General features: G+C 69.3%; 22 protein-coding genes. 16 read left to right on the forward strand and 6 right to left on the reverse strand.

The window, feature by feature from the left end:
* Positions 1–228: 228 nt before the first annotated feature.
* Positions 229–1653, reverse strand: a complete 1425-nt coding sequence (locus ABZS29_RS06785) for a beta-N-acetylhexosaminidase (RefSeq protein ID WP_355459209.1) — start codon at positions 1651–1653, stop codon at positions 229–231.
* 86 nt (positions 1654–1739) lie between these two features.
* Between ABZS29_RS06785 and ABZS29_RS06790 the strand changes: the two genes are divergently transcribed.
* The 11 genes from ABZS29_RS06790 (at position 1740) to ABZS29_RS06840 (ending at position 14944) form a co-directional block, all read left to right on the forward strand.
* A complete protein-coding gene (locus tag ABZS29_RS06790; protein WP_355459210.1) occupies positions 1740–2948 on the forward strand; it encodes an MFS transporter in 1209 nt (402 codons plus the stop codon).
* On the forward strand, positions 2945–3640 hold the full coding sequence (locus ABZS29_RS06795) for a class I SAM-dependent methyltransferase (RefSeq protein WP_355459212.1): 696 nt from the start codon (positions 2945–2947) through the stop codon (positions 3638–3640). Before ABZS29_RS06790 ends, ABZS29_RS06795 begins: the two co-directional genes overlap by 4 nt.
* 93 nt (positions 3641–3733) lie before the next feature.
* On the forward strand, positions 3734–4294 hold the full coding sequence (locus ABZS29_RS06800; protein ID WP_355459213.1) for an ATP-binding cassette domain-containing protein: 561 nt from the start codon (positions 3734–3736) through the stop codon (positions 4292–4294).
* Positions 4284–5525: an ABC transporter substrate-binding protein gene (locus ABZS29_RS06805; RefSeq protein ID WP_355459215.1), complete on the forward strand. Its 1242-nt coding sequence runs from the start codon at positions 4284–4286 to the stop codon at positions 5523–5525. The genes ABZS29_RS06800 and ABZS29_RS06805 overlap by 11 nt, the downstream gene beginning before the upstream one ends.
* Positions 5525–7297 (forward strand): sugar ABC transporter permease, encoded by a 1773-nt coding sequence (locus tag ABZS29_RS06810; protein ID WP_355459216.1) that lies wholly within the window; start codon positions 5525–5527, stop codon positions 7295–7297. The genes ABZS29_RS06805 and ABZS29_RS06810 overlap by 1 nt, the downstream gene beginning before the upstream one ends.
* Positions 7294–8577, forward strand: coding sequence for a hypothetical protein (locus ABZS29_RS06815; RefSeq protein ID WP_355459217.1), 1284 nt, complete (start codon positions 7294–7296; stop codon positions 8575–8577). The genes ABZS29_RS06810 and ABZS29_RS06815 overlap by 4 nt, the downstream gene beginning before the upstream one ends.
* A 42-nt stretch (positions 8578–8619) precedes the next feature.
* The gene (radA, locus tag ABZS29_RS06820; protein WP_355459219.1) at positions 8620–10017 is read left to right on the forward strand and encodes a DNA repair protein RadA; all 1398 of its coding nucleotides are present in this window, start codon (positions 8620–8622) and stop codon (positions 10015–10017) included.
* Positions 10018–10552: 535 nt separating this feature from the next.
* On the forward strand, positions 10553–11491 hold the full coding sequence (locus tag ABZS29_RS06825; protein ID WP_355459221.1) for a beta-ketoacyl-ACP synthase III: 939 nt from the start codon (positions 10553–10555) through the stop codon (positions 11489–11491).
* 180 nt (positions 11492–11671) lie between these two features.
* A complete protein-coding gene (gene disA / locus ABZS29_RS06830; RefSeq protein WP_355459223.1) occupies positions 11672–12766 on the forward strand; it encodes a DNA integrity scanning diadenylate cyclase DisA in 1095 nt (364 codons plus the stop codon).
* 118 nt (positions 12767–12884) lie between these two features.
* Positions 12885–13457: a PadR family transcriptional regulator gene (locus ABZS29_RS06835; protein ID WP_355459225.1), complete on the forward strand. Its 573-nt coding sequence runs from the start codon at positions 12885–12887 to the stop codon at positions 13455–13457.
* Positions 13433–14944, forward strand: coding sequence for a DHA2 family efflux MFS transporter permease subunit (locus tag ABZS29_RS06840; RefSeq protein WP_355459227.1), 1512 nt, complete (start codon positions 13433–13435; stop codon positions 14942–14944). Before ABZS29_RS06835 ends, ABZS29_RS06840 begins: the two co-directional genes overlap by 25 nt.
* Here the strand turns inward: ABZS29_RS06840 and ABZS29_RS06845 are convergent.
* Positions 14915–15571, reverse strand: a complete 657-nt coding sequence (locus ABZS29_RS06845) for a hypothetical protein (protein ID WP_355459228.1) — start codon at positions 15569–15571, stop codon at positions 14915–14917. The genes ABZS29_RS06840 and ABZS29_RS06845 overlap by 30 nt on opposite strands.
* 23 nt (positions 15572–15594) lie before the next feature.
* Between ABZS29_RS06845 and ABZS29_RS06850 the strand changes: the two genes are divergently transcribed.
* Positions 15595–16500, forward strand: a complete 906-nt coding sequence (locus ABZS29_RS06850; RefSeq protein ID WP_355459230.1) for an A/G-specific adenine glycosylase — start codon at positions 15595–15597, stop codon at positions 16498–16500.
* On the opposite strand, the gene ABZS29_RS06855 is transcribed toward ABZS29_RS06850, so the two are convergent.
* The 3 genes from ABZS29_RS06855 to ABZS29_RS06865 all read right to left on the reverse strand — a co-directional run bounded on the left by ABZS29_RS06855 (position 16497) and on the right by ABZS29_RS06865 (position 20727).
* The gene (locus ABZS29_RS06855; protein WP_355459232.1) at positions 16497–17072 is read right to left on the reverse strand and encodes a dihydrofolate reductase family protein; all 576 of its coding nucleotides are present in this window, start codon (positions 17070–17072) and stop codon (positions 16497–16499) included. The two genes, ABZS29_RS06850 and ABZS29_RS06855, sit on opposite strands and share 4 nt — an antisense overlap.
* Positions 17073–17193: 121 nt before the next feature.
* Positions 17194–18144 (reverse strand): DivIVA domain-containing protein, encoded by a 951-nt coding sequence (locus tag ABZS29_RS06860; RefSeq protein WP_355459234.1) that lies wholly within the window; start codon positions 18142–18144, stop codon positions 17194–17196.
* A 72-nt stretch (positions 18145–18216) separates the two neighbouring features.
* Entirely contained in the window at positions 18217–20727 is a 2511-nt protein-coding gene (locus tag ABZS29_RS06865) for a kinetoplast-associated-like protein (RefSeq protein ID WP_355459236.1), read from the reverse strand.
* Between the two features lie 106 nt (positions 20728–20833).
* On the opposite strand from ABZS29_RS06865, the gene ABZS29_RS06870 reads away from it, so the two are divergent.
* Genes ABZS29_RS06870 through ABZS29_RS06880 form a run of 3 tightly spaced genes read left to right on the forward strand, consistent with a single transcriptional unit; the run spans position 20834 to position 23900 of the window.
* On the forward strand, positions 20834–22567 hold the full coding sequence (locus tag ABZS29_RS06870; protein ID WP_355459237.1) for a hypothetical protein: 1734 nt from the start codon (positions 20834–20836) through the stop codon (positions 22565–22567).
* On the forward strand, positions 22534–23418 hold the full coding sequence (locus tag ABZS29_RS06875; protein ID WP_355459239.1) for a hypothetical protein: 885 nt from the start codon (positions 22534–22536) through the stop codon (positions 23416–23418). Before ABZS29_RS06870 ends, ABZS29_RS06875 begins: the two co-directional genes overlap by 34 nt.
* Positions 23415–23900, forward strand: a complete 486-nt coding sequence (locus ABZS29_RS06880) for a hypothetical protein (protein WP_355459241.1) — start codon at positions 23415–23417, stop codon at positions 23898–23900. Before ABZS29_RS06875 ends, ABZS29_RS06880 begins: the two co-directional genes overlap by 4 nt.
* Here ABZS29_RS06880 and ABZS29_RS06885 read toward each other — a convergent pair.
* Positions 23851–24630, reverse strand: coding sequence for a helix-turn-helix transcriptional regulator (locus ABZS29_RS06885; RefSeq protein WP_355459243.1), 780 nt, complete (start codon positions 24628–24630; stop codon positions 23851–23853). The genes ABZS29_RS06880 and ABZS29_RS06885 overlap by 50 nt on opposite strands.
* A gap of 54 nt (positions 24631–24684) precedes the next feature.
* Here ABZS29_RS06885 and ABZS29_RS06890 point away from each other — a divergent pair, with 54 nt between their 5' ends.
* Positions 24685–25644, forward strand: a complete 960-nt coding sequence (locus ABZS29_RS06890) for a zinc-binding dehydrogenase (protein ID WP_355459245.1) — start codon at positions 24685–24687, stop codon at positions 25642–25644.
* Positions 25645–25695 lie beyond the last annotated feature (51 nt).

Raw genomic sequence — 25695 nt, forward strand, 5'->3', positions numbered from 1 at the left:
CCCAGCTAACAGTGCTGAGGGGAATTTAGTTATCCCCTCAGCAACTGAAGCATCAGGAAAGATAGAGGGTGTCTGGGGATCACACGCCGTAGCGAGCAAGTGCTCGGTGCGGTGGCTCGGTGCGCTGGGGCGGAGGCCTCGATGTTTTTCCATCGTGGCCTTTGCACCAGTGCGGCGAGGTGCCGTGCCGAGTGCTGCGCAGTAGGTGTGGGATCCCCAGACACCCTCTTAGTCCAACGGACGGTAGTTCACACCAAGCGCCTTGATCCGCGCCAGGTGCGGACGCAGCCGGCCGAGGAACTCGTCGTACGAGACCTTGGGTGAGCCCCAGGCGCGCTCGGCGAGGGCGGACAGGCGCGGGAGCAGCATGTAGCCGACCTGCTGCTCGTCCTCCATGTACTCGGTCCAGACGTTGCACTGGGCGCCGATGACGAGGGCGGCCTCGTCGTCGCTCAGGCCGGGCGGGATCACCTCGAAGTCGTAGACCTTCTCCAGCGGGATGTAGCCGCCGATCGCGAGCGGCTCGGTCGCCGGATCGCCTTGGTAGTAGTCGAAGTAGACCGACTCGCACGGCGTCATCACCGTCTGGTGGCCGGCCTTGACCGCGACCTCGCCCCGCTCGGCGCTGCGCCAGGCCATGATCACGGCGTCCTTCGGGCAGTCGGTCTCGACCATCTCGTCCCAGCCGACCAGCCGGCGACCGGACTCCTTCAGCACGACCGCGACCTGCTCGGTGAACCAGCCCTGCAGCTGCCCGGCGTCGTCCAGCCCGAGGTCGGCCTGCCGCTTCTGCGCGTCCTCGGCCACCCGCCACTGCACCGACGGGCACTCGTCGCCGCCGAGGTGGATGTACGGGCTCGGGAAGATGTCCAGCACCTCGCGCAGCACTGTCCGGACGAACTCGACGGTCTCGTCGTTCACGTTCAGTACGTCGTCGCTGATCCCCCAGACCTGCCGCACGGTCAGCTGGTTCTCGGGGAAGTTGCCGAGCTCCGGGTACGCCGCGATCGCCGCCTGCATGTGGCCCGGCAGGTCGATCTCCGGGACCACGGTGATGCCGCGCTCGGCGGCGTACTCGACGATCTCGCGCAGCTCGGCCTTGGTGTAGAAGCCGCCGTGCCGGGTGCCGTCGTAGCTGAACTCGGTCTGGCCGTGCGACATCTTGCCGACCATGGTCTCGTCCCGCCACGCCCCGACCTCGGTCAGCCGCGGGTACGCCTCGATCTCGACCCGCCAGCCCTGGTCGTCGGTGAGGTGGAAGTGCAGGGTGTTCAGCCGGTGCAGGGCGAGCACGTCGATCACCTTGAGCACGAAGTCCTTCGGCATGAAGTGCCGCGCGACATCGAGCATCACCCCGCGCCAGCTGAACTGCGGCGCGTCCACGATCCGCACCGCCGGCACGGAGAGCTTGCCGTCCGCCGCCGGCTCCGCCGCGTCGAGCAACTGCCCGTACGTCGTCTCGGCGTGCCGGAGCGCGTCCTCGGAGCCGGCCGTCAGCCGGGCGCCGTCCGCGGTCACCTCGATCCGGTACTCGGTCTCACCGAGGTTCTCCACCACGTCGCGGGTCGCCTCGGCGACCGGGTCCGCGGTGATCCAGCGGGCGTCGTCAACGGTGAGTTCGCGCGGCGCGGGGACGATCGCGATGTCGGGCATCGGTGGCTCCAAACCAGGCAGGGGTATTTATGCAACCCTATTCTAAAATTAAAATCGCTGCCCTGTCAGGGTGAGACAGTGACTCGGTGACCGCCGACCTGCAGCGAACGACCGTCCGGACCCTGATGGTGAGCAACGTGCTCGGTGGAGTGGCGGTGGCGAGCGGGTTCGCCGTCTCCGGGCTGCTGGCCGAGCGCATCTCCGGTTCGACGTCGATGGCCGGTCTCGTCGCCACGTCGACCACGCTGGGTGGCGCGGTGCTCGCCGTACCGTTGGCTCGGCTTGCGCGGTCCAGGGGGCGCCGGCTCTCGCTGGCGACCGGCTATGTGATCGCCACGGCCGGTGCGGTGCTCAGCATCGTCGCTGCGCAGATCGACTCGCTTGCTCTGTTGCTGCTGGCCGGGTGCATGTTCGGTAGCGGCTCTGCCGCCAACCTGCAGTCCCGGTACGCCGCTACTGACGCAGCGGACCCGGCACGCGTCGCACGGGCGCTGTCGCTGGTCGTGTGGGCCACCACGATCGGCGTGGTCATCGGACCGAACCTGACCGGCGCAGGTGGCGCTGTCGGTGACTCTCTCGGCATCCTGCCGCTGGCCGGTCCCTATGTGTTCTCGGTGGTCGCACTGGCGCTGAGTCTGGTGACGATCTGGTTCGGACTCCGCCGGCTGCCCCGACCGCAGACCGCTTTGATCGAGCGCCAGCCGCTGCTGCTGACACTCCGGCACGTCATGGCGATCCCCCACGCCCGGCTGGGGTTGCTGGCGATCGCCACGGCGCATGCGGTGATGGTCGGCGTGATGTCGATGACCTCGGTGCACCTGCAGCACCATGGCGCATCGCTCACGATCGTCGGCTTTGTGATCAGCGGACACGTCGCAGGGATGTACGCACTGTCGCCGGTGATGGGCTGGCTGGCCGACCGGCTCGGCCGCATCCCCACCATCGGCATCGGGCTGGCCATTCTCGCCATGGCGATGACCGTGGCCGCTCTAGCGGCGGACAGCGCCCACTGGCTCACCGCGACCGCACTCGTCTTGCTGGGGCTCGGCTGGTCCGCCTGTTTGGTGGCTGGTTCCGCTCTGCTGTCGCGGTCGGTCCCGGACGACATCCGCACGTCAGCTCAAGGACTCTCCGACCTCACGATGGGCGCGCTAGCTTCGCTCTCCGGTACGGCGGCCGGTCCGGTGCTGGCGCACTTCGGGTTCCACTGGCTCGCCGTACTGTGTGGGCTGCTGCTGATCCCGGCCGCCCTGCTCGCTGCCACGACCAAGCAGTCCATAGGCTCTACCGCGTGAGCATCGCGGAAGGTGGGATCCCGAGTCCCAACATCTGGCACCACCCGAAGGTCTACGAGATCGAGAACCGGGCCGTCGACCCGGACGGCGTCATCGAGCCGGCCATGCGCGCGATCCGGGACTGGGCCGGCTCCACCGTGCTCGACATCGGCTGCGGAACCGGCTTCCACCTCCCGCGCTTCGCCGCAACCGCGGCCCGGGTGATCGGCGTCGAACCGCATGCCGGGCTGGCCGAGGCCGCGCGTCGCCGTACTCGTGATCTCCCGAACGTCGAGGTCCGCCAGGGCACCGCGCAGCGCCTTCCCGTGCCGGACGCCTCCATCGACGTCATGCACGCCCGCTGGGCCTACTTCTTCGGACCGGGCTGCGAACCTGGGCTGGCCGAACTCGATCGCGTCATGCGCCGCGGCGGAACCGCCTTCGTCATCGACAACGACGGCAGCCGGTCGACGTTCGGTCGCTGGTTCAGTTCGGCGTACCCGATGATCAAGGCTCCCGAGGTCGAGCGCTTCTGGGCGAAGCACGGCTGGCAACGCACGTCACTCGACATGGGCTGGCGCTTCGAGACCCGCGCCGACCTCGAGTCCGTCATCCGCATCGAGTTCACCCCCGCGGACGCCGACCGCTTCATCGCCGAGCACTCGGGTGTCGAGGTCGACTACGCGATCAACCTCTGGAGCAGGACCTACTGAACCGGTTCTGAACCGACACCCCCGTTGGAGTTGCGGGATCGCCGATCGCTGCAGAAGGGTTGGGGGACGAGCTCGGGAGGCGCCAGTAACGACATGGACGGTCTGCTGCTCGAACATGTGCCAGGGCTGCCGGAGCAGCTTCAAGTCGACATCGGCGAGCAGCGAGCGGTCGTGGTGCCGTCGGCTGCGGACCGGCGCCGGCTCGCCGACCTCGTCACCGGGGCAGAGGATCCGCCTGCGGGCGTCGTCGTCCGAGCGGGTGGGCCGAAGCGACTGGTGCGGCTGGTGCCGGCCGAGGGCGGACTGTTGCCGCATCTGACAGTGCTGGGCAACATCGTGCACGGGCACAAGGCGGCCGGCCGACTCACCACGAGAGAGGCTCGGCAACAAAGCCACACCAGGGCGACCAACTGCGGCGTCGAGAACCTGCTGGACCGCTACCCACACCAATTGACCCCCGGTCGTCGCAGACTGGCCGGTGTGGCTCGTGCGCTCGCCGCCCACCCCCGCGTGCTCCTGCTGGAGGACGCGAACGGCTTGCCGACCTGGGGATCGCTGCTGGCGATCAGCAGCAACCCGGATCTCCGCTCCAGCGCAATCCTGCTGATCACGACCAGCGCTGCGCGCACAGCGGGCTTTCGCTATGAGGAGTAGTCGCAGAGCGGTCCTCGGCGCCGCTGCATCCTTGCTGGTCGCGGGCTGCTCGGGTGATGTGCTGGGCCTGCGCCGCAGCGTGCGGGTCGCCGTGAGCTGGGGCGGGCAAGAACTCCGGGCGTTCCACCGAGTGCTCGACAGTCTCGGCGACCTCGACTACACCGTCGACGTCGTGCCACTCGGTGACGACATCTCCAGCGCGTTCGGCGCTCGCAGCACGCGTCCCCCGGATCTGGTGATGCTGCCGCAGCCCGGTCTGGTCCCACGTCACCTGCGCGATCTGGAGCCGATGCCGGCCGACCTCGCCAGGCGGTCCGCGCTCTGGGACGAGCTCCTGGTGCACGGCGGGACGACGTACGGCATTCCGTTCAAGACAGCGCACAAGTCTGCGATTTGGTACCGACCGTCGGTCTTCCGGGCGGCCGGCCTCCAACCACCTGCGTCCTGGTCGGACTGGCTGACGGTCAACCGGACCCTGGCACAGGCCGGTATCAGGCCGCTGTCGCTGGCTGCCGGGGACGGCTGGGTGCCCACCGACTTCTTCGAGAACGTGCTGTTGGGCATTGCTCCCGCTGTCTATGCAGGGCTTGCGAAAGCCGCCGCTCCACGTCCGTCGCGACAGCCGCAGTTCGCTGCGGCTCTGCGGTTGCTAGGGACGATGTGGTCGGCTCCTGGCGGTCTCGCGGGCGGAGTGCAGCGTTCGCTCGTACAGCAGTTCCCGGACGCGATCATCGAGGTGTTCGGTCACCGCAGAGCCGCCATGGTCCTGGCATCCGACTTCGCCGAGCCGGTGGTGCGTCAGTTCGCGGCGGATCCGAAGGACGTCGGGCTCTTCACCTTCCCGCCCCTCGCCCCGGGCGCACCTGCACCAGTGGTGGTCGGCGCCGACGTGATGGTGCTGCGGAAGCCCGCCGGCGACGACGCCCGCGACCTCGTCCGGCGGTTGGCCGCACCCGCCGCCGTGGACCCCTGGATCAAGGAGGGCGGATTCCTGACCGACGTACGGCTCAAGGGCTACTCCCCTGAGCTCACGCGGCTCGCGGAACAGCTGGCCTCTCCTGGCGAACTGCTGCAGTTCGACCTGTCCGATCGGCTCGGCCGGCTCGGCGACACCAACGGGCTGCGGCGCGTACTGACGAACTTCCTCGTCAAGGTCGGCGGTCGCGGCCCCGCTGTCCTGCCCGAAGCGGTGGACGCGGCTGTCGACGAGATGCGGGAGGTCGAAGGCTGATGGACCTGGAGACGAACGGCCTGACGCTCGAGGTCGTCGGCCGCGAGGTCAGCGGGCGCCCGGTTCCCGGCCGCCCCCGGCGACCGGCCGGCCCGTATCTTCTGGGTCTACCGGCCCTACTGCTCAGCTGCGTGCTGCTGATTCCGATCGGTGTCACCGTGGTGACAGCGTTCCGCACATCGGACGGCTTCGGCTTCGGCAACTTCGCAGTGATGGGCGATCCGGCGGCACTGCATGCGGTGCGCAACAGCCTCCTCTGGGTGCTGGTCGCCTTCGGGCTCGTCGTCGTCGGATTCTTCCTTGCACTGGTGAGCTATCGACTCCCCGGACTGACACCCTTCCTGCAGCCGGCGTTGGTGGTCCCGTTCGCCGTGTCGGTCCTGGTGTCCGGCGTGACATTCCGGCTGCTCTTCGATCCGGCGCCGGAACGCGGGACTGTGACCGCGGTGTGGTCCGCACTGTTCGGATCGAGTCCGGTTTGGCTCGGGCCCGGCCTGTTCTGGCTGGTGCTGGTGTCCGCGTTCGGCTGGACCTGGCTCGGGTACGTCGTCTCGCTGTTCCGCGCCGGCCTGGACGCGATCCCCGACGACGTCACCCGGACGATCGCGGCGGAAGGTGTGACCGGATGGCGCCGCCTGTGGGCCTTGGAGATCCCACTGCTCCGGCCGATCACCGGGGTCGTCACACTGACGGTGGTGGTCGCGGCGGTCCGCATCTTCGACCTGGTGCTGATCGCCGTCCCGGGGCCGATGCAGCAGTCCGCCGACGTCCTCGGCCTGAACTGGTGGCGTGCCACCACGAGCGGCGACCCCTCCGGGCGTACGGCGGCACTCGGCGTCGTGTTGTTCGCGATCGTGGCCGCCGTTGGGCTGATCGGAGTCCGCGGGCTACGGCGTCGGCGCTGGGCGATGCCGGTACCGGTGAGCCGCCAGGACCCGGCCTTGGGCCGGCCGAAGCCCAGCAGGAGAGCGCGGCGCATCGGGTGGACCGCCGGCCTCGTCGTCAGCCTGGTCTGGATCTTTCCGGCCGTGGTGCTGGTCGCTACCGCGCTCCATTCGCAGCGAGCGGCCGGGCTGCGGGGCTGGTGGTCGCCGTCCGGTCTCGGGTTCTCGTCGTTCGCCGATGCCGCGAACGCGGGCCTGCTCCGCGCCCTGCTGTCCACCGCGCTCATTGCCGCCGCGGCCACGGCGGTCCTGCTGGCAATCGCCGTACCGACTGCCTACTTGGTGGCATGGGGCGGCTTGCCGACCTGGTTGGGGCGTGTGGTGATGTCGGTGTTCGTCGTCCTCGCTGTGACGCCTGTGCAGATGTACGCCGCTCCCCTGCGCGACGCGATCGGGGCCGCGGGGCTCGCCGGGTCGCGGGTCGCCTTGGCTCTGGTGCATGCGGCTGCCGGTCTGCCGTTCGCTGTGTTGTTGTTGCGGTCCGCGTTCGCGGCCGCACCGCCGGCGCTGGTCTCTGAGGCACTACAGGGCTCTGCGCGGCAGAGCGCCGTACTGGCGACGGTTCAGCGGACGTATCGGCCGGCACTCATCGCCGTTGCGGTGCTGGAGTTTTCGATGGTGTGGAACGACTTCATCGTCGGCTTCCTGATCAGTGGTCCAGGTACGACGCCGTTGTCACTGGTGTTGTGGGGTGAGGCTCGTCAGTTCGCGGCGTCGAGCGGGACAGTCGCAGCAGCCGCCGTCGTCGCATCTGTGGTGCCGGTGGTGCTGTTGCTGACGTTCTGGTCGACAGTCGTGCGCGGTCTGACCACTGGGAGCAAGCCGTGACGGACGCCGAGCAGAAGCCTGAGCAGGCGTCCTTGGGGCGTCGGCTGGGGTTTGCGATCGGTGCACTCGCCACTGGTCTGCTGTCCGGGCTCGCATCGGAGCTGCTGACGCAGAGCCTCGACAGCGGCGGCTGGATCCAGCGGATCGGGATCGCGCTGACTGCGGTTCTCGGCGTCATCGCGATCGTCTACAACGCGCCGACCGTGCTGAACGCGATCCGCCGGGCCCGTCGCGGGCGAGTGGTCACCACGTCGAAATTTCACCCGGCAGCAGAGGAGGCCGAACAGTGGATGGTCGCGCTCGGGTCGAAGAGCGGCGGCATGGACGCGGCCGAGTGGTACGCGATGAACGCGGATCGGCTGCGAGTGGTGCTTCGGTCCAGCAAGCCGGGACCGGAGAACGCTGACGACCTGGCCCGGATCTGCGATGCGCTCGAGCTCTGGTACGTCCGCCAGGCCGATCCGGAAGCACTGCTGGAGCTGAGTGAGTTCCTCAGGACGGTCGGTGAGGGATGCGGACGGAACGACCTGAAAGAACTCGCGGCGGCCCGGGCGGCGACGGCGTACCGGATGACGGGCGATCTGCGGTCGGCCACCTTGTGGCTCGGGATCTCGAGCGAGTTGGCGACCAGCGGCCGCACGGCCGCCGCGATGACGACGCGCCGGCAGGTGGAGCGGGCGCTGTCGAGTCTGCACCGGGCAGCCGGGACATCCGCGGGCAGCGATCGCGACGAAGCCTTGGAGAACGCCCGGAACCGGCTGGACGACGCGCGGATGCGACGGCCCGGACCGGACCTGGCGGCCGAAATCACGATTCTCGTCAACCTCGCAGTGGTTCAGTTGTACCGCCACGACGCCGAAGGTGCGGTGGACCATCTGCACGCGGCCATCGGCCGGGCCACGGCCGCCGGCGATGTCAGCGGCGAGGCGCACGCGTCCGAACTGATCGGCGTGGCCGCGTGGATGCGGCGGAATCCGCGCGAAGCCGAGGGTTGGTGGAAGCATGCGGCGCAACTCAACGCGGACATCGACGATCGGGAGGCCCAGGCCCGTTGTCTCCAGCACCTCGGCTCGGCGCAGGCCGTCGCCGGCAACCTGCAGAAGGCGGCCGAGTATCTCGCGGACAGCGCCGGACTCCGAGCGTCGGACAGCCCGTTGCTGACGAGGTACCTGAAGGAAGTCGGGGACGCCTCGTCCGCACCGCCGAGCCCGGACCCGGCCCCGCACCTGCCCTGGCCGGCCCGGTTCCGCAGTTGGCTCCGCGATCGTCGCTCGCACTGAGGTTCTGCGGTTTTGTCCGACGTGCCAGCTAGGTTGGCGGGTATGGCGAAGGTTGTTACGGCTAAGGGGAAGTCCGCGTTCGCGTGTGCGGAGTGCGGGTGGACCTCGGCGCGCTGGATCGGGCGGTGCGGCGAGTGCCAGGCTTGGGGGACGGTGCAGGAGGTCGGGGCGGCGAAGTCGGCCCGGATCTCGGCCGGGCCGGTGACGTCGCCGGCGATGCCGATCGCCAAGGTGTCCGCTATCGAGGCGGAGTCGCGACCGACCGGGATCGGCGAGCTCGACCGGGTGCTCGGTGGTGGGGTCGTTCCGGGCGCGGTGATTCTGCTGGCCGGTGAGCCCGGCGTCGGCAAGTCGACGCTGTTGCTGGAGGTGGCGGCGCAGTCCGCGCGCAGTGGGCAACGCACGCTGTATGTGTCCGGTGAAGAATCGGCAGCTCAGGTGCGGTTGCGGGCCGGCCGTACCGATGCGCTGGTCGACGAGTTGTACCTGGCGGCCGAGACCGACCTCGGTGCGGTCGTCGGTCAGGTGGACGCAGTCGAGCCGGCGTTCCTGGTGATCGACTCGGTGCAGACGATGGCGCATCCGGATGTCGATGGAGCGCCTGGCGGAGTCACGCAGGTCCGCGAGGTCACCGGCGCGCTCGTGCGGCTCGCGAAGGAGCGGCACATCGCGGTTGTCCTGGTCGGCCACGTCACCAAGGAAGGTGCGATCGCCGGTCCGCGGATGCTGGAGCACTTGGTCGACGTCGTGCTCGCGTTCGACGGTGACCGGCACTCCGGCTTCCGGATGGTGCGCGCCACCAAGAATCGCTTCGGCCCATCCGACGAGGTCGGCTGCTTCGACATGGTCGACACCGGCATCGTCGAGGTCACCGACCCAACCGGTCTGTTCGTCTCCGAGCACGCCGAGCCGGTCGCCGGTACCTGCGTGACCGTGATGATGGAGGGTCGCCGCCCACTGCTCGCCGAGGTCCAGGCGCTGGTCGGCCCGTCCGCCGCACCCCAACCCCGCCGTACGACGTCTGGTCTGGAATCGCAGCGCGTCGCGATGGTGCTCGCGGTCCTCGGCAACCGCGCGGGCCTGAAGCTGCACGACCAGGAGGTGTACGTCGCGACCGTCGGCGGCGTGAAGATCACCGAACCGGTCGCCGACCTGGCTGTGGCGATCGCGGTCGCCTCCTCGGTGATGGATCGCCCGATCCACCCCGGCCTGGTCGCGATCGGCGAGGTCGGCCTGGCCGGCGAGGTCCGCCGCGTCGGCGGCCTCGAGAAGCGCCTCGCCGAAGCCGCCCGCCTCGGCTTCACCAAGGCGATCATCCCCGCCGACGTCCCCAACCGCAGCAAAGACCTGAAGCCGATGGACATCCAGGCCAAGTACGGCCTGCGCACCTTCGCCGCCCCCGACCTCCCCTCGGCCCTGCTCGCCGCCGGCCTCACCTGACCCCCGAGGTTCCCCCCTTTTGCTGGGCTCACCCACCGTCGCGTGGGTGAGCCCAGCCGCACGCGCTTGGCCCACCACCTTCCACCTGCTGTCAGCGCGACCGAAGCCACCGTGCCGAGTGCGATGAGTCTCCACTCGATTGTGGCCTGTGTGCTGTTCTCCATCGATTACCGACGGCACACTCGCCACATTCGAGATGGACTGCTCGTTGCGCCACGGCCACTGAAGCCACCGTGGCGAGTGGGGTGAGTTGCCGCCGAGTGTGGCTTCCGTGTCGCCGGCAAACGGTTGCTGGCGACACGGTCCGCACAGTCGGCGATCGGGCTGCCCCCCGATGAGGGTGCGAGTGAAGCCACCGTGCGGGGCGGGTGGCTGCGGGGGCTGTGTTCCTGGCCACACCTGGGCGCGAGGCGTGAGACGCGGGATGCCGTGACCGTGACGGGGGAACGTACTCTGGGGTAGCCCGCAGGCGGGGTTCATCGACGAGCCCCGCGCCCCGCCCGGCGTACGCCGGATGACCGCAGGAGCACACCAGATGACCGGATCCAGAGTTGTCGCGCTCGGCCACTACCAGCCCGAGCGGGTGCTGACCAACGCCGAACTGGCGACCATGGTCGAGACCAACGACGAGTGGATCCAGAGCCGCGTCGGGATCAAGGAGCGCCGGATCGCAGCGCCGGACGAGTCGGTCGACGAGATGGCCTGGCGGGCCGCCGCCAAGGCGCTGGCCAACGCGGGGATAGACAGCGCCGAGATCGACTACGTCGTGGTCGCGACCTGTACGGCGATCGACCGGTCACCGAACATCGCGGCCCGCGTCGCCGCCCGGCTCGGTCTCGGCAACCCGGCCGCCCTCGACATCAACACCGCGTGCTCCGGGTTCGCGTACGCGCTCGCGACCGCCGACCAGGCCATCCGCGCCGGGGCGGCGACGAAGGCGATCGTGATCGGCGTCGAGAAGCTGAGCGACTGGACGGACTGGACCGACCGCACCACCTGCGTGCTGATCGGCGACGGCGCCGGCGCGGCGGTGCTGGTCGCCAGCGACGAGCCGCAGGTCGGCCCGGTGGTCTGGGGTTCGGTGCCGGAGATGTCGGACGCGGTCCGGATCGAAGGACGCGACGGCAAGTTCCAGCAGGCCGGACTGAGCGTCTTCCGCTGGGCCACCACGCAGCTGCCGGAGATCGCCCAGCAGGTCTGCGAGAAGGCCGGGCTGAAGCCCGAGGAGCTCGGCGGCGTCGTCCTGCACCAGGCGAACCTGCGGATCATCGAGCCGCTGGCCAAGCGCCTCGGCGCGGTCAACGCGGTGGTCGCCAAGGACGTGGTCGAGTCCGGCAACACCTCAGCCGCGAGTATCCCGATCGCCTGGTCGAAGCTGGTCGAGAAGCGCGAGATTCCGTCCGGCGCGCCGGTGCTGTTGTTCGGATTCGGCGGCGGCCTGAGCTACGCCGGACAGGTCGTCCGCAACCCCTGACGCAACAGGCGTCACCAGCTTCCGACCCCGGTTCACGCGGGAATCAGGTACTGCACGGTCCAGATGCACTTGCGCGTGCACGCGCAAGTGCAAGGTCAAGCCGACCGGAGCTCCCCGCGACCGCGGTCCGCGGGGACTTAGCACCCATGACCCGCGGACAACCGCATAGACTCACCTTCCGTGGCCCCGAACACCGACAAGAACAGCACCGGCGCCCGGATGCGCGCGACCCTCGCGGCGGTGGCACCCGGTACCGAACTGCGTGAAGGCCTGGAGCGGATCCTGCGCGGTCGCACCGGCGCCCTGCTCGTCCTGGGCCACGACAAGGTCGTGGACTCCATCTCGACCGGTGGCTTCGAGATCGGCGTCGAGTTCACCGCGACCGGCCTGCGCGAACTCAGCAAGATGGACGGCGCGATCGTGCTCGACCGCGATGCCACCAAGCTGATGCGGGCCGCCGTGCACCTGATGCCGGACCCCTCGATCCACACCGACGAGACCGGCACCCGGCACCGCACCGCCGACCGGGTCGCCCGGCAGACCGGCTTCCCGGTGATCTCGGTGTCGCAGTCGATGCACATCATCGCGCTGTACGTCGACGACCAGCGCTACGTCCTCGAGGACTCGGGCGCGATCCTGTCCCGGGCGAACCAGGCCCTGGCCACCCTCGAGCGGTACAAGCTGCGCCTGGACGAGGTCTCCGGCACGCTGTCGGCGCTGGAGATCGAGGACCTGGTGACGGTTCGCGACGTGGCCGCGGTCGCGCAGCGGCTCGAGATGGTCCGCCGGATCGCCACCGAGATCGACGGCTACGTGGTCGAGCTCGGCACCGACGGTCGCCTGCTCACCCTGCAGCTGAACGAGCTGGTCGCGGGTGTCGCCGGTGAGCGTGAGCTCGTCGTACGGGATTATCTTCCGCCGGCCAGCGGCCGCAAGGCCAAGACGGCGGACGACGTACTGCTCGAGCTGGACGCGGTCAGCCCCACCGACCTGCTCGACATCGGCCAGGTCGCGCGCGCCCTGCAGCTCGGCGGCGCGGAGCAGCTCGACGCCGCGGTCACCCCGCGCGGCTACCGCCTGCTCGCCAAGGTCCCCCGCTTGCCCGGCGCCGTCATCGACCGCCTGATCGAGCACTTCGGCCACCTGCAGAAGCTCCTGGCCGCCAGCATCGACGACCTGCAAACCGTCGAAGGCGTCGGCGAGAACCGCGCCCGCACGGTCCGCGAAGGCCTCTCCCGCCTGGCCGAGTCCAGCATTCTCGAACGCTACGTCTGACGCTTCGCACCCAAGCGGCCCCTACCTCGTCGAGGTGGGGGGCCGCTTGCATTGGTGGCCGAGCGCGAGTAATACTCCAGGTGGAACATTTCGTACGGAACAATCCAGACGGAGGATCATGGCGGAGCTGACCCCGTTGGCCATCTCGGTGCTGGCGCTGCTCGAGGAGCGGCCGATGCACGCCTACGAGATGTACCAGCTGCTGATCAGCAGGAAGCAGGACCGGATGGTCAAGGTCCGGCCCGGCTCGCTCTACCACACCGTCGAACGGCTGGCCGGTCAGAACTACCTCCGCGCGACCGGCACCGAGCGGGCCGGCAACCGGCCGGAGCGGACGACGTACGAGATCACCCCCGAGGGCAGCGCCGCGCTGACCGAGCGCGTCGAGACCGCCATCGAGACCTTCACCTACGAGTTCCCACTGTTCCCCGTTGTGCTCAGCGAGGCACACAACCTCGAGGCCGACGACGCCGTACTGCGGGTGCGCCGCCGGATCGCGCAGATCGAGGAGCTGCTGGCCGAACTGGACGCATCACTGGAAGCCGCGCGCCAGAAGGGTGTTCCGGAGGTGTTCTGGATCGGCGGCAGCTACATACGCCACCAGCTCGCCACGGAGCGGGAGTGGCTCACCACCTTCACCGACCGGATCGAGAGCAAGGACTTGGAATGGCAACCGCGCGACAAGAAGTGAGGCCGTGGCCGGCGCTGTGGGCGCTGGTGGTCGGGTTCTTCATGATCCTGGTCGACTCGACGATCGTGTCGGTCGCGACCCCGGCGATCCTGAACGACTTCGGCACCGACGTCGGCAACGTGATCTGGGTGACGAGCGCCTACCTGCTCGCGTACGCCGTCCCGCTGCTGGTGACCGGTCGTCTCGGCGACCGGATCGGCCCGAAGAAGATGTACCTGACCGGTCTGACCGTGTTCACGCTCGCCTCGTTGTGGTGCGGACTCACGTCGTCGATCGCGATGCTGATCGTGGCCCGCGTCGTCCAGGGGCTGGGCGCTTCGATGGTCACGCCGCAGACGATGGCGGTGATCACCCGGATCTTCCCGCCGGACCAGCGCGGCAAGGCGATGAGCCTGTGGGGCGCGACCGCCGGTGTGGCCGTCCTGGTCGGCCCGATCCTCGGTGGCGTGCTGGTCGACGGCCTGGGCTGGCAGTGGATCTTCTTCGTCAACGTGCCGGTCGGCGTGATCGGGTTCGTGCTGGCGATGCGGCTGGTTCCGGACCTGCCGACCCACGAGCACAAGTTCGATCTGCTCGGTGTCGCGCTGAGCACGATCGGCCTGTTCCTGCTGGTGTTCGGCATCCAGGAAGGCCAGAAGTACGACTGGGGACAGATCACCGGCCCGATCTCGGTCTGGTCGCTGATCATCGCCGGCCTGGTCCTGCTGGGTGCGTTCGCGTTCTGGCAGTCCCGTAACCGCAACGAACCTTTGTTGCCCTTGGCCCTTTTCCGGGACCGCAACTTCTCGCTGGCCAACCTCTCCATCACCACGGTCGGCTTCGCAGTGACCGCGATGGCGTTCCCGCTGATGCTGTACGCGCAGGCGGTTCGCGGTTTGAGCCCGACCAAGGCGGCACTGCTGCTGGCGCCGATGGCGATCATCTCCGGCGCGCTGGCGCCGTTCGTCGGCCGCCTGGTCGACACGACGCCACCGCGGTTCATCGCCGGGTTCGGGCTGGCCTGCGAGGTAGGAGCGCTGTACTGGCTGAGCCAGATCATCTCCCCCGACCTGCCGATCTGGCAGTTGTTGTTGCCGATGGCATTGATGGGTGTCGCGAACGGCTTCATGTGGGCGCCGCTCGGCAGCACCGCCACCCGGAACTTGCCGATGCACCAGGCCGGTGCGGGAGCCGGCGTCTACAACACGACCCGGCAGGTCGGCGCGGTCCTCGGCAGCGCGGGCATCGCCGTACTGATGGAGTCGCGGCTGGCGCACTACCTGCCCGCGATGGGCGGCGGTGCGCCGGGCGGCGAGGGGTCGGCGGCGGGTGGGAAGTTGCCGGAGGCCCTTCATCAGGGCTTCAGCGATGCGATGGCAGATTCGCTGATGCTGCCGGCCGCCGTCCTGCTGATCGGTCTGGTCGCAGCCCTGCTCTTCGCCACGCCCGTACGTCGGCAGCCGGCGGCCGCGGCGGCGTCAGGTGATCGTGAAGGCTTGCGCGGTTGATTCCCGGCCGGAGAACTCGGCCTTGACCACGTAAGTCCCCGGTTTGGCCACCGGCTGTCCAGGCAGGCAGCCGGGGCCGGACCGATGCCCGGTCCAGGCCACCGGGGTGACCGCGTCTTTGCCCTTGGCAACAACCAGCGTCGCCTTCGGAATCGCTTGCCCACAATGGCTTGTGGTCCAGATCAGGTCGTTGCCGGAGGTGATCGAGACGGTCAGCGCGTCCGCGTCGACGGTCGCCTTGCACTCGTCGGAGACCGCGGTCAGCCGGACCGCGAAGTTCAGCGCGGCGCCGGAGGCGATCCGGCGGACGGCCGGAGCCACCTCCACCTTGACGTTCCCCGCGGTGCACTTCACGTCCTGAGGCGGCGGCGTCTTGGAGGGCTTGTCGGTCGGCTTGTCGCTCGGCTTCGGGGTGGGCGTCGGTGTTTTCGACGGTTTGCCCGACGGCAGCGGAGTCTGCGACTTCTGAGGATCGTCGACAGCTGCCGACTTCTTCGGGTCGTCGCCGCCCGGGAACAGTTGAGCGATCAGAATGAACAGCAGCACCAGCACGAACAGCACGAGTCCACGTCGGAACCAGTAGACGCTGGCGGGCAGGTGCCCGACCGGATGGAGCAGGCTGCTCATGCTCGCACCCTAATATCGGCTCTGTGCTCGACCAGTCAGGCTCGCCGCTCGCATCTGCAGCTGCCGCTCTTCACACCCCGGTTCTGCAGTGGTACGACGCCAACGCGCGCACACTGCCGTGGCGGGACCCCAGTGCGAGTCCGTGGGCAGTCATGGTCAGCGAGTTCATGTTGCAGCAGACACCGGTCGCCCGCGTGCTCCCGGCGTACCAGAGGTGGTTGGAGCGGTGGCCCACACCGGCAGACCTGGCCGCAGAGCCGCCAGGCGAGGCTGTACGGGCGTGGGACCGTCTGGGCTACCCCCGGCGCGCACTGCGCCTGCACGCGGCAGCACAGGCGATTGTGGAGCGCCATGGTGGTGAGGTGCCGGACGACCACGCCGCACTGCTCGCTCTGCCCGGCGTAGGCACCTACACCGCCGCTGCGATCGCCTCGTTCGCGTTCGGGCAGCGCCACGCCGTTGTCGACACCAATGTCCGGCGAGTGCTCGCCAGAGCTCTCACCGGCGTCGCACAGCCGACCATCTCCCCCACTGCGGCCGACCAGCGGCTGGCCGTCACAGCTCTCCCCAGCGACGTCCCCACAGCCGCCCGCTGGGCAGTTGCCTCGATGGAGCTCGGCGCTTTGATCTGCACAGCTCGTACGCCGAGATGCGGCGACTGCCCGATCCGCAGCCAGTGCGCGTGGGTGCTGGCCGGGAGTCCGCCGTACGAGGGTCCGCCGCGCAAGGGCCAGACCTACGAAGGCACCGACCGCCAGGTGCGCGGCCGGCTGCTCGCGGTGCTGCGCGCCGAGCAGGGCGCCGTACCGAAGAAGGCTCTCGACGCCTGCTGGCAGGACCAGGCCCAGCGGGAGCGCGCCCTGGACGGTCTGGTCGCCGACGGTCTCGTGGAGCCACTACCGCGCAACAGGTACCGGCTACCGGCCTAGCCGTGCAGGGTGGGCCGGGAGATGAGCTCCAGAGTGCTGCCGTCCAGCGTCCGGCTCTCGATCAGCTCGAGGTCCAGGTCAGCCACGCCCGCGAAGATCGGAGCGACCCCGGTCTGTCCGGCGATGGCCGGAAAGACCGTTACCTGGACGCGGTCCACCAGTCCAGCGGCCAGCAGTGACCGGTTCAGCGCCAAGCTGCCGTGTGAGCGCAACGGCACGTCGGACTCTTCCTTGAGCCGAGTGACCGCGGCGATCGCACCGTCGGTGGCGATGGTGGCGTCCGGCCAGTCCAGCGGACCCTGCAGTGTCGACGACACCACGGTGGCCGGCAGATCGCGCATCTGCCCGACCCAGGGGTCACAGGCCTCGACGATGCTCGGGTCGGCCAGCATCTCCGCGTTCGTCAGGTACGTCGTCGCTCCGAAAACCATTCGCTGCTTCTCGGCGTACTGAGCGGAGCGGTGCGCCAGGAACTCGGGGCCTTGCTTGCCGAAGTAACCGCCCCAGTCGCCGGTGTGGGCGCCGAAGCCGTCGAGGGTGGAGAAAACGTCGAAGGTGTAGCTCGCGGTCATTTCAGGTGCTCCTCAGCAGGTTGGTGTGGCTTTGCCTCACCCCTGCTACGAACCCGCCGACGGCTTTTCGACAATGCAGAAGAGGCCGGTCCCGAAGGACCGGCCCCTGCTAGGTCGTGCGTCAGTTCTTCTTGCTGCTGGTGCTGGCTTCGGCGTCGTCCTCGGCCAGCAGGTCGAGCGGCAGCGCCGGAGTGCCGGACAGCGTCGCCAGCATCTGGCGGACGTTGGTCAGCTGCGCGTTGATGCTGTCCCGGCGCTGGGTCGCGGCAGCGAGCTCACGCTCGGACTCGGCGCGGATCCGCTCGGACTTGTCCTTCGCGGCGGCGACGATCTCCTGGGCCTGACGGTTCGCGTCGGCCAGCTGCTGCTGGGCCAGGCGCTCCGCCTCGGACCGGGCCCGGTCCGCCTCGCGCTGCACCTGGGCGGCGCGGTCGGTGACGGCGGCGAGCTGCTGCTCGGCCAGCGCCGTCCGGGCGGCGAACTCCTGCTCGACCTTGCCCCGGCGCTCGGCCAGCGTGGTCTCGAAGGCAGCCGCGGCCTGGGCGGACTTGGCCCGCTCCTGCTCGTACAGGGCCTGCGCCTCGGACCGGCGGGCGGTCGCGTCGCGCTCGGCCTCGTCGCGCATGTCGTCGGCCTGGGTCCGGGCCTCCTCGAGGATGCGAGCAGCCTCCGCGTCCACCTCGCTCTTCCAGTCCAGGGAGTACTGCTCGGCCTCCTTGCGGACCTTCTTCGCGTGCGCCTCGGCGTCGGCGACGATCGCCTCGGCATCGGTGCGCGCACGGGTCACCAGGTCACGGGCCTCGTCGTCGGCCAGCGACAGGATCTTCGCGACCCGCTCACCGAACTCGGTGAACGTCGGGGCACGGTCCTTGTTGTCCTCCTGGGCGGAGATGACGGCCGATTCCGCGGCGTCGGTGCGCTGCTGCAGCTCCTGGACGTGGCGCTGGAGCTGCTCCGACTGCTGCTGCAGGGCCGTCAGCGAGGTGGTCAGCTCACGGATGTGCTGGTCCACCTGAGCGGGCTCGTAGCCACGCAGAACGGTACGGAACGGGGTTGGGCTTTCACTGCTCATGTTTTCCGATACTCACTTCGATGGGTGGGTGGATCACACATTGTCACTGACAAGGATCTGACTGTCACGTCCTCATCCTGATTCCCCCGTGGAACCCTCACTGGAAGACATTCCACCACCTGGGCGGAACCCTGGTACAGCGAGTGCCTCGATCACACCCGAAAGCTGGGTGAGCTCCTTGGTGATCTCGTCGCGGCGCTGATTCAGTGCCGCGACCCTCGCCTCGGCATCGGCGAGAAGTTTACGGGCTTGGGCGCGCAGTTCGTCCGCGTGCTCCCGGGCCTGCGCCTCGAGCTGCTGAGCCTCGGCGCGGGACTTGCGAATCAGCTCGTGCGACTGGCGCTGGGCGTCGGCGAGATCCTTGGCCGCGCGCTCGCGCAGCACCTGGGTGCTGGACTGGGCCTCGGTCTCCCGGCGGACCGCCCGGTCGACGATCTCCTTCGCCTCCAGCTCGGCCGCGGCCTTCACCCGATCGGCCCGCGACTGCGCCTGGGCGGTGACCTTCTCGGCCTCCAGCCGGGCCGCGGACAAGGTCGCCTCGGCCTGCGCGGACGACGACTCCAAGGTGCTCTCCGCGAGCGCGGTCAGCTCGGCGTTCTCCTTGGCGATCGCTTCCTGGGTCTGCTTGAGCCGGCTGGTCGAACGGCTGACCACGCGGCGCAGATGCGCCCGCTTGCTGAGCAGCAGCTCGTTCGCCTGGGCCGCCGCCTGCTCGCGGATCGTCTGCGCCTCGGCCTCGGCGGTGGCGATCAGCTCGTCGACGGTCTTCCGGCTCCACTGCGTCTGCTTCTCGGCCTCGGCCAGCGCCGTCTCGGCCGCCTTGTTCGCCTCGTCGACGATCCGCTGCGCCTCGGCGGCCGCGTTCCGCCGGTCGGCCTCGATCGAGTCGACGACCAGCTTCGCCTGCGCTCGCGCGTCGGCCATCAGCCGCTCGTTGGACAGCTCGGCCTCGGCCTTGCGCTCGGCCAGCTCGGCGACCGCCTCGGCCCGGAGCTTGTCGACCTCCAATGAGATCGCGGCCAGTTTGGCCCGCTCGGTCTCCTCGAGCTCCGCCGTACGGCGCTCCAGCTCGGCGCGGTTCTCGCCGCGCAGCCGCTCGATCTCGGCGTGGGCGGCGGCGATCTCAGACCGCGATTTCTCCCGGGCAGCCTCGACCTCGAGCTCGACCGCGGCCCGCAGCTCGGCGGCCTCGGTCTGCGAGCGGGCGATCAGCTCCGCCTCGTTCTGTACGGCGGCCTGCGAGACCAGCGCGGCTTGCTCGCCGGCATCGGCCACCAGCTGCTGTGCCTCGCGACCGGCGCGGTCGACCATCAGCTCGGCCGCTTCCCGAGCTTCGCGGGCGGCGACGAGGAGTTCGTCGGCCTCGTCCTTGATCCGAGTCGCCTCGGCCTCGGAGCTCGCCTTCAGCTGGGCGGCCGCGGACTCAGCCTCCTGCTTGACCCGAGCAGCTTCAGCCTCGGCTTCTTGCTGGATCCGGGCGGCCTCAGCCTCAGAACTCCCCTTGAGCTGGGCAGCCGCGGCCTCCGCTTCACGCTTGACCCGCGCAGCCTCGGTCTCCGCCTCCTGCGTGACCCGAGCGGCTTCGGCTTCGGAACGTTCCTTCAGCTCAGCAGCCGCGGCTTCAGCCTCGGCCGTAACCCGAGCAGCCGCGGTCTCCGCCTCACGCGTGACCCGAGCCGCCTCAGCTTCCGAGGTCTCCTTCAGGCGGGCAGCTTCGGTCTCCGCCTCGTGGGTGACCCGGGCGGCCTCGGCTTCGGAGCTCTCCTTCAGCCGGGCAGCGGCGGCTTCGGACTCGTGCCTGACCCGGGCAGCTTCGGCTTCCGAGCTTTCCTTCAGCTGGGCGGCCGCGGACTCGGACTCTTGCTTGAGCCGGGCGGCCTCGGTCTCCGCCTCATGGGTGACTCGGGCGGCTTCGTCCTCGGCGCCTTGGATCCGGCGGTCGGCCGCTGCCTGCGAGTCGGCTCGCAGCTGGTCAGCGGTGGCCTGGCTCTCGGTTCGCAACTGCTCCGCGAACGACTCGGAGTCGTTGCGCCGCTTGGCGACTTCCTCCGCGACGGCGGCTCGCAGCTCTTCCGCGGCGCGCTCGGCTTCCGCGGTCATCCGCTCGGCTTGCGCTGTCGCCTCGGACCGGACGCGCTCCGCCTCGGTCGTCGACTCGACCCGGAGCTTCTCAGCCGCCTCGGCCGCCTCCCGGCGTACCCGCTCGGCTTCCGCGGTGGACTCGGACCGGAGCCGCTCGGCGGTCTCCTCGGCCTCGGACCGGACGCGCTCGGCCTCGGCCTCGGACTCCGTCCGCAGCTGCTCGGCTGCGCGCTCGGCGTCGTTGAGGAGCCGTTGCGCCGACGAGTTCGCGTCAGCGCGGAGCTTCTGCGCCGCCGCCTCGGCCGACGCCCGGAGCTGCTCGGTCTCGGTCCGGACGCGCTCGGCCTCCTCGCGGGCCAGGTCGTTCTCGTACTCCGCCTGCTCGCGCAGGGTGTCGGCGATCCGCTGGGCGCGCTCGAGCACGCCGCCCGCTTGCCGCACACCAAAGGAACCGGTGTCGACGACCGGTTCCTGAGTCAGGGGCAGACGCGGCGCGTCCATGCGACGAGATGATTCCATCCTCGGCCCCCTTTCCGACAGTCCGGGTCCCATCAACGTGGTCACAGGGTTACAACGCGGTACGGGGGTGCCAGGTAACTTCTTTTTCATGCCGCTGCGCGATCTCCCCACCGAATCGCAGGCGGCAGCAGCACTGATCCGTACCGAACTGCTCACGCATCGTAGGACGATACGGCGTACCGGCAAACCCGGTCTCGCGCTTGCGTGTCTCGCCGCCGGCGCGGTGTTCGCGGTCCTGTTGCCAGGCCCGGCAGGCACAGGCTGTTACCTCTGGCGAGCCACCACCCAACCGGTCGGCGGCCGGTCCGCGGCCCTCGCACTGCCGGTCGCGATCGTGCTGCTGATCCTCGCGGATCGCTTGTCTGCCGAGAGTTTCGACGTGCGACGGCACGTCCGCGGATGGGGTACGGCGGTGGTCGCCGCGGTCACCATGGCGGCCTGGACCGGATTCGTCCAGCAGGGCCGGCCAAGCTGCTCTTTCTCACCGGCTGTGATCGGAACCCTGGCCTGCGGAACGCTGGCCACTGCAGTCGCGGGCTACTGGGCAACCCAGTTGATCCGGCGCCCGATGACACCTCGGCGAACACTTCAGGACGACTTGCCGGATCCGTCCGCTGAGCCGCTCAATCAGTCCGAATTGCGGGCACTCTTTGTCCAAATGCTCGATCGGGTCGAGAGTTGGGCCCCGATCCGGACCCGGCTGATGCCGTTCACGACCGGGACGCTCGCCGTACTGATCGTGGTTTCAACTGTTCTGCCCTGGCGTGAACTCCGGGACCCGGTCGCGGTCGGTCTCGCGGACGCCGGGCTGGTCCGAGTCCAGCTGTGGGAGATCCCGTCGGCTCGGGTCTGGGCGCTGATCATCTGCGCGCTCGCCGTCGCTATGCTGGCCACGCGCGGACTCGTACGCCGCCTCGCGGGCGTCGGCTGTGGGTCTGCCACTGTCGCCGGGCTGGCCGCACACCTGCTCTGGCTACCGCCCACACTGCCGAACGGCGTCGGCTATCACCCAGGAATCGGAGCATGGACCGCACTGGTGCTTGCGGTCCTTCTGATCGCTGTAGGGCTGATTGGCGGTCGCCCGCTCGTTTGGCTCGGCAGCATCGGCGCAGTCGCCGGACTGCTGACTCCGTCCGCGACAGGTACGACGTACACGCCGGAGCCGACGGTAGGCGTGCCGCACCGAATGCTGGACCTGGATAGCGGCCAACTGGTCGACCGACTCGGGATGCGAGTCGCCATCGGCACCTCTGACCCACTCGACTCGTTCGCGAGCACCCTGGACGGTTCGCCCGGCCAGTGGCTGCTGGGCCGGACAGGTTCGGAGAGCTCAACAGTCTTCGCGTACGACGATGGTGTGGCGCTGCCGGAGGTGACGCTCAACCACGGCGCCACCGCACCGGCGCTGTGGGGTGTCAGCGACAACCACCTGGTGTTGCTGGCCGGTGGAGCACGCGGGAAGCCCTGGGCGATCCTGTCGGTCCCGCTCGACCTCGCTCAGGCGGACATCAGCCTCAGCCACAAAGACCCGGACGGGCAGTACTACGTGACGCCAGGCGTGGAGGTCTTGGCGTCGGGTCTCGGACCAGCCCTCAGCCATCGGAACGCAGACCGGTCGATTGTCGTGTGGGGTGGCTCTACCACCTGGCAGATCCCGGCCAACCAGCTCCGGCCGGGCATGCGGTTGCAGGACTTCGAGGTCACCCGGGAGCCGGCGCACCGGGCAATGCGGTGTCCAGCGGCCCAGACGGTACGACGGCCTGGCGGACAAGCGACACCGGTCTCGCCATGGCCCGTCGAGGCGGACCGCCTCAGCAGCTGACCGGAGTCGCTCCGGCCGGCTGCCTGTTGAGCAGGGATGCCGCCAGCTCGTCCCTCACGGTGGATGCGTTCGCGATCGACGTACGAGGCAATGTGTGGCTGGGCGGAGGTGCACCGACGTCGGTGATCACCCCGGACGGCGTACTGCGCAAGTTGCCTGGTGGAGCGGATGGCATCAGCAGTATCGAGGCACGACCGGACGGCTCGGTGCTGCTGGGCACCTCACCGGGAGGTGGCAGCCAGATCCTGCAGATCCCGGATGCGGCGAGCGCGGCATCGACGTACCCGCCCGCGCCGGAACCGGAACCCCGCTGCGACCGACGCAAAACACTCCGCGGTACGACGACCTTCCGCGCGACGGTGCTCCCTCCGGTCGAGACCGTGGATCCGCACCAAGGTGCGCCGGGCGTGAGCACGCAACTCGGACTCGATGCCGCCGGGAAGCTCGTGCGCATCCGGCTACCGCTGGCCGCCCACAGTTGGGCGCCCGACGGCCAAGGCGGAGTGTGGTGGACCCTTGCGGATCCCGACCGCGCCGTACATCTAGTGCGCGGCCGGACCACGGTCCACCGCAAGCTGGACCTCTACGGACCGAACGGCGTACGACGGGTTGTGGTCAACGGTGAGCTACAGCCGCTCAGCGATGCACCCGGGACCTGGTTCACCGGGCCCGACGGCAAGCTCTGGGGGTACGACGCTCTGCACCTGCTGCGGATGGACGCCGGCCGGGTCACCGTGCTCGCCGGTCCGGAGCAGGGTGTGCCACAGGCGGCTGAACAGGTCACCGTGATCGGCCAGGCGCTGTACTTCCAACTGGGCAATGACCTGGTCCGCTTGGAGACCACCCGATGAGTGACTTCCCGGATGAAGAGCTGCCGAGGCGGCTGGCCGCTGCCGAGCGGCAACTGGACATCGCCGAGCACCGCTGGTTCGCCCGAGCCGGACTGCTCGCAGCACTCGCCACCGGACTCACGCTGCTTCTCCCCTGGACCTACAGCCGCCGACTCGGACTCTCTGTCTGGCAACTGGGCGTCGAAACCCAGCCGCAGTTGGCCCTCACCTGGCTGGTCGGTCTGGTCGCCACTGCTGTGTTGCTCGTCCTCAAACCAGGTCACAAGTCCCAGGCAGCAGCCGGCATCGTCGCAGTGATCACGCTGCTGTTGCTGGCCGGCGCCTACCAAGCTGGTCAGCTGGAAGCACTGGGCGACACCTGGGCCGGCCCCGGCCCGGCCATAGCCCTCGTCACCACCACCTGCTGGCTTCTCACCACCGCAGCCCACCTGCTCAGCCACCACCCCCACCTGCACCACCCGCACGGTAGCGGCCGGGAGTAGTGCCGATCACCGCGGTGAAGGCCTCGATGAACCCACTGGGATTGGACCATCCACAGGCATGAGCGACCTCGGTCGTGGTCCGGCCATCGGCCAGCAGGACGAGCGCATGACAGATGCGGAGCTGTGTTCGCCACTCGTAGAACGTCATCCCGAGCTCGTCGTGGAGCAGCCGGCTGAGAGTCCGGGCGCCCGCTCCGATGGTGCGCCCGAGCTCGGCCAGCGACCTGTTCTCGGCAGGGTCCTCGACGAGGAGCCTGGCGATGGCCTGCAGCCGGTCGTCGGCGGGGTCGGGCAGGTGCAGGTGCAGCTCGTCGGCGTCCCGCAACTCGTCGACCAGGACACGTCGGAGGCGGGCCTCGGCACCGGCGTCATAGCTGTGCTCATTCGTGAGCGCGAGGATGACTTCGCGGGCCAGAGCGGAGGCGGTGAAGACCACCGGCTGCTCGGATAGTCGACGAGCCAGCGAGACCGGCAGGAACAGAATCCGCATGTCCGTCGAGCTGTGCGCCCGATGGGAGTGCTGGAACCCGGCTGGTGTCCACGCGACCCGATTGGCCGGCACCACCGACGTACCGCGGATTGTTCGCACCGACAGTACGCCGCTGGCGGCGTACACCAGGTGGCCCTGGGGATGGGAGTGCAGCGAGCTCACGCCGCCCGAGCGCCACAGGTGAACACCACCCGACGGCCACAGCCGAGATGCCTCGGGACTTTGGCGGGCATCGGGCATAACTTGGCATCCTACCGGTGGTCGGCCACGGTCGGCAGCGGCCACAGTGGACGCATGATGCGAGCTGCGGTGTGTGTACGGGCCGGTGGGCCGGAGGTACTGGAGATTCGGAAGGTCCCAATTCCGGCCGTTCGAGCCGGGTGGAGCCTGATCGAGGTCAAGGGTGCGGGCCTGAACCGCTCCGAGCTCAGGACCCGCCAAGGACACTCGCCGAGCGTGACGTTCCCGCGCATCCTCGGGATCGAGTGCGTCGGTGTCGTGGCGGAGTCCACTGATCCACGGCTGCCCGTGGGGAGGACGGTGGCGGCCGTGATGGGCGAGATGGGTCGCGCGTTCGACGGCGGCTACGCGGAGTACGCCGTACTGCCGAACGAACTGCTGATGCCGATCGCCACGTCGCTGCCGTGGGAGGTGCTCGCGGCGCTGCCCGAGACCTACCTGACCGCGCAGGGCTCGCTGGACGCACTCGGAGTCGCCCCCGGCGATCGCCTCCTCATCCGCGGCGGTACGTCGTCGGTCGGGATGGCGGCCGCGTCGATCGCGACTGCCCTCGGGGTCGAGACCGCGGCGACCACTCGCCAGCCGGTCAAGCTCAGCGGGCTGCACACCACCCACGCGTTACTCGACGACGGTGGTTCGGCGGCGGCCGCCGTACGGGGTCTCTGGCCGGACGGACCGGACCACGTCCTCGATCTCGTCGGCGCCCGGACGGCGCTCGATTCGTTGCAACTCGTACGACGCGGCGGCAGCGTCTGCGTCTCGGGGTCGCTCAGCGGCTGGCTGCTGAGCGAGTTCGAGCCGATCGCCGCCATCCCGTCGGGCACCAAGCTGACGTCCTTCCACAGCAAGGACATCGCCGGCAACGTCGCGGCATTGCAGCAGATCGTCGGCCAGGTCGAAGCCGGCGCCTACCGCCCGAACCTCGACCGGACCTTCGGCCTGGGCGAGCTCGCCGACGCGCACGCCTACCTGGAATCCGACCAGGCGACCGGGAAGGTCGTCGTCCTCCCCTGAACGGCGAAGGGCCCCACGCCGGAGCGTGGGGCCCTTCGTACCGCTTGCTGG

It is taken from the genome of Kribbella sp. NPDC005582 (assembly GCF_040605415.1).
Lineage (GTDB): Bacteria > Actinomycetota > Actinomycetes > Propionibacteriales > Kribbellaceae > Kribbella.

Bases quoted from the DNA above. Each gene is read 5' to 3' on its own strand.
- ABZS29_RS06835 (WP_355459225.1), top strand. From the start codon at position 12,885: ATGGCGGAGCTGACCCCGTTGGCCATCTCGGTGCTGGCGCTGCTCGAG.
- radA (WP_355459219.1), top strand. From the start codon at position 8,620: ATGGCGAAGGTTGTTACGGCTAAGGGGAAGTCCGCGTTCGCGTGTGCG.
- ABZS29_RS06805 (WP_355459215.1), top strand. From the start codon at position 4,284: ATGAGGAGTAGTCGCAGAGCGGTCCTCGGCGCCGCTGCATCCTTGCTG.
- ABZS29_RS06810 (WP_355459216.1), top strand. From the start codon at position 5,525: ATGGACCTGGAGACGAACGGCCTGACGCTCGAGGTCGTCGGCCGCGAG.
- ABZS29_RS06890 (WP_355459245.1), top strand. From the start codon at position 24,685: ATGATGCGAGCTGCGGTGTGTGTACGGGCCGGTGGGCCGGAGGTACTG.
- ABZS29_RS06885 (WP_355459243.1), bottom strand. From the start codon at position 24,630: ATGCCCGATGCCCGCCAAAGTCCCGAGGCATCTCGGCTGTGGCCGTCG.
- ABZS29_RS06845 (WP_355459228.1), bottom strand. From the start codon at position 15,571: ATGAGCAGCCTGCTCCATCCGGTCGGGCACCTGCCCGCCAGCGTCTAC.
- ABZS29_RS06880 (WP_355459241.1), top strand. From the start codon at position 23,415: ATGAGTGACTTCCCGGATGAAGAGCTGCCGAGGCGGCTGGCCGCTGCC.
- ABZS29_RS06840 (WP_355459227.1), top strand. From the start codon at position 13,433: ATGGCAACCGCGCGACAAGAAGTGAGGCCGTGGCCGGCGCTGTGGGCG.
- ABZS29_RS06785 (WP_355459209.1), bottom strand. From the start codon at position 1,653: ATGCCCGACATCGCGATCGTCCCCGCGCCGCGCGAACTCACCGTTGAC.
- ABZS29_RS06800 (WP_355459213.1), top strand. From the start codon at position 3,734: ATGGACGGTCTGCTGCTCGAACATGTGCCAGGGCTGCCGGAGCAGCTT.
- ABZS29_RS06865 (WP_355459236.1), bottom strand. From the start codon at position 20,727: ATGGACGCGCCGCGTCTGCCCCTGACTCAGGAACCGGTCGTCGACACC.
- ABZS29_RS06875 (WP_355459239.1), top strand. From the start codon at position 22,534: ATGGCCCGTCGAGGCGGACCGCCTCAGCAGCTGACCGGAGTCGCTCCG.
- ABZS29_RS06860 (WP_355459234.1), bottom strand. From the start codon at position 18,144: ATGAGCAGTGAAAGCCCAACCCCGTTCCGTACCGTTCTGCGTGGCTAC.
- ABZS29_RS06855 (WP_355459232.1), bottom strand. From the start codon at position 17,072: ATGACCGCGAGCTACACCTTCGACGTTTTCTCCACCCTCGACGGCTTC.
- ABZS29_RS06825 (WP_355459221.1), top strand. From the start codon at position 10,553: ATGACCGGATCCAGAGTTGTCGCGCTCGGCCACTACCAGCCCGAGCGG.
- ABZS29_RS06870 (WP_355459237.1), top strand. From the start codon at position 20,834: ATGCCGCTGCGCGATCTCCCCACCGAATCGCAGGCGGCAGCAGCACTG.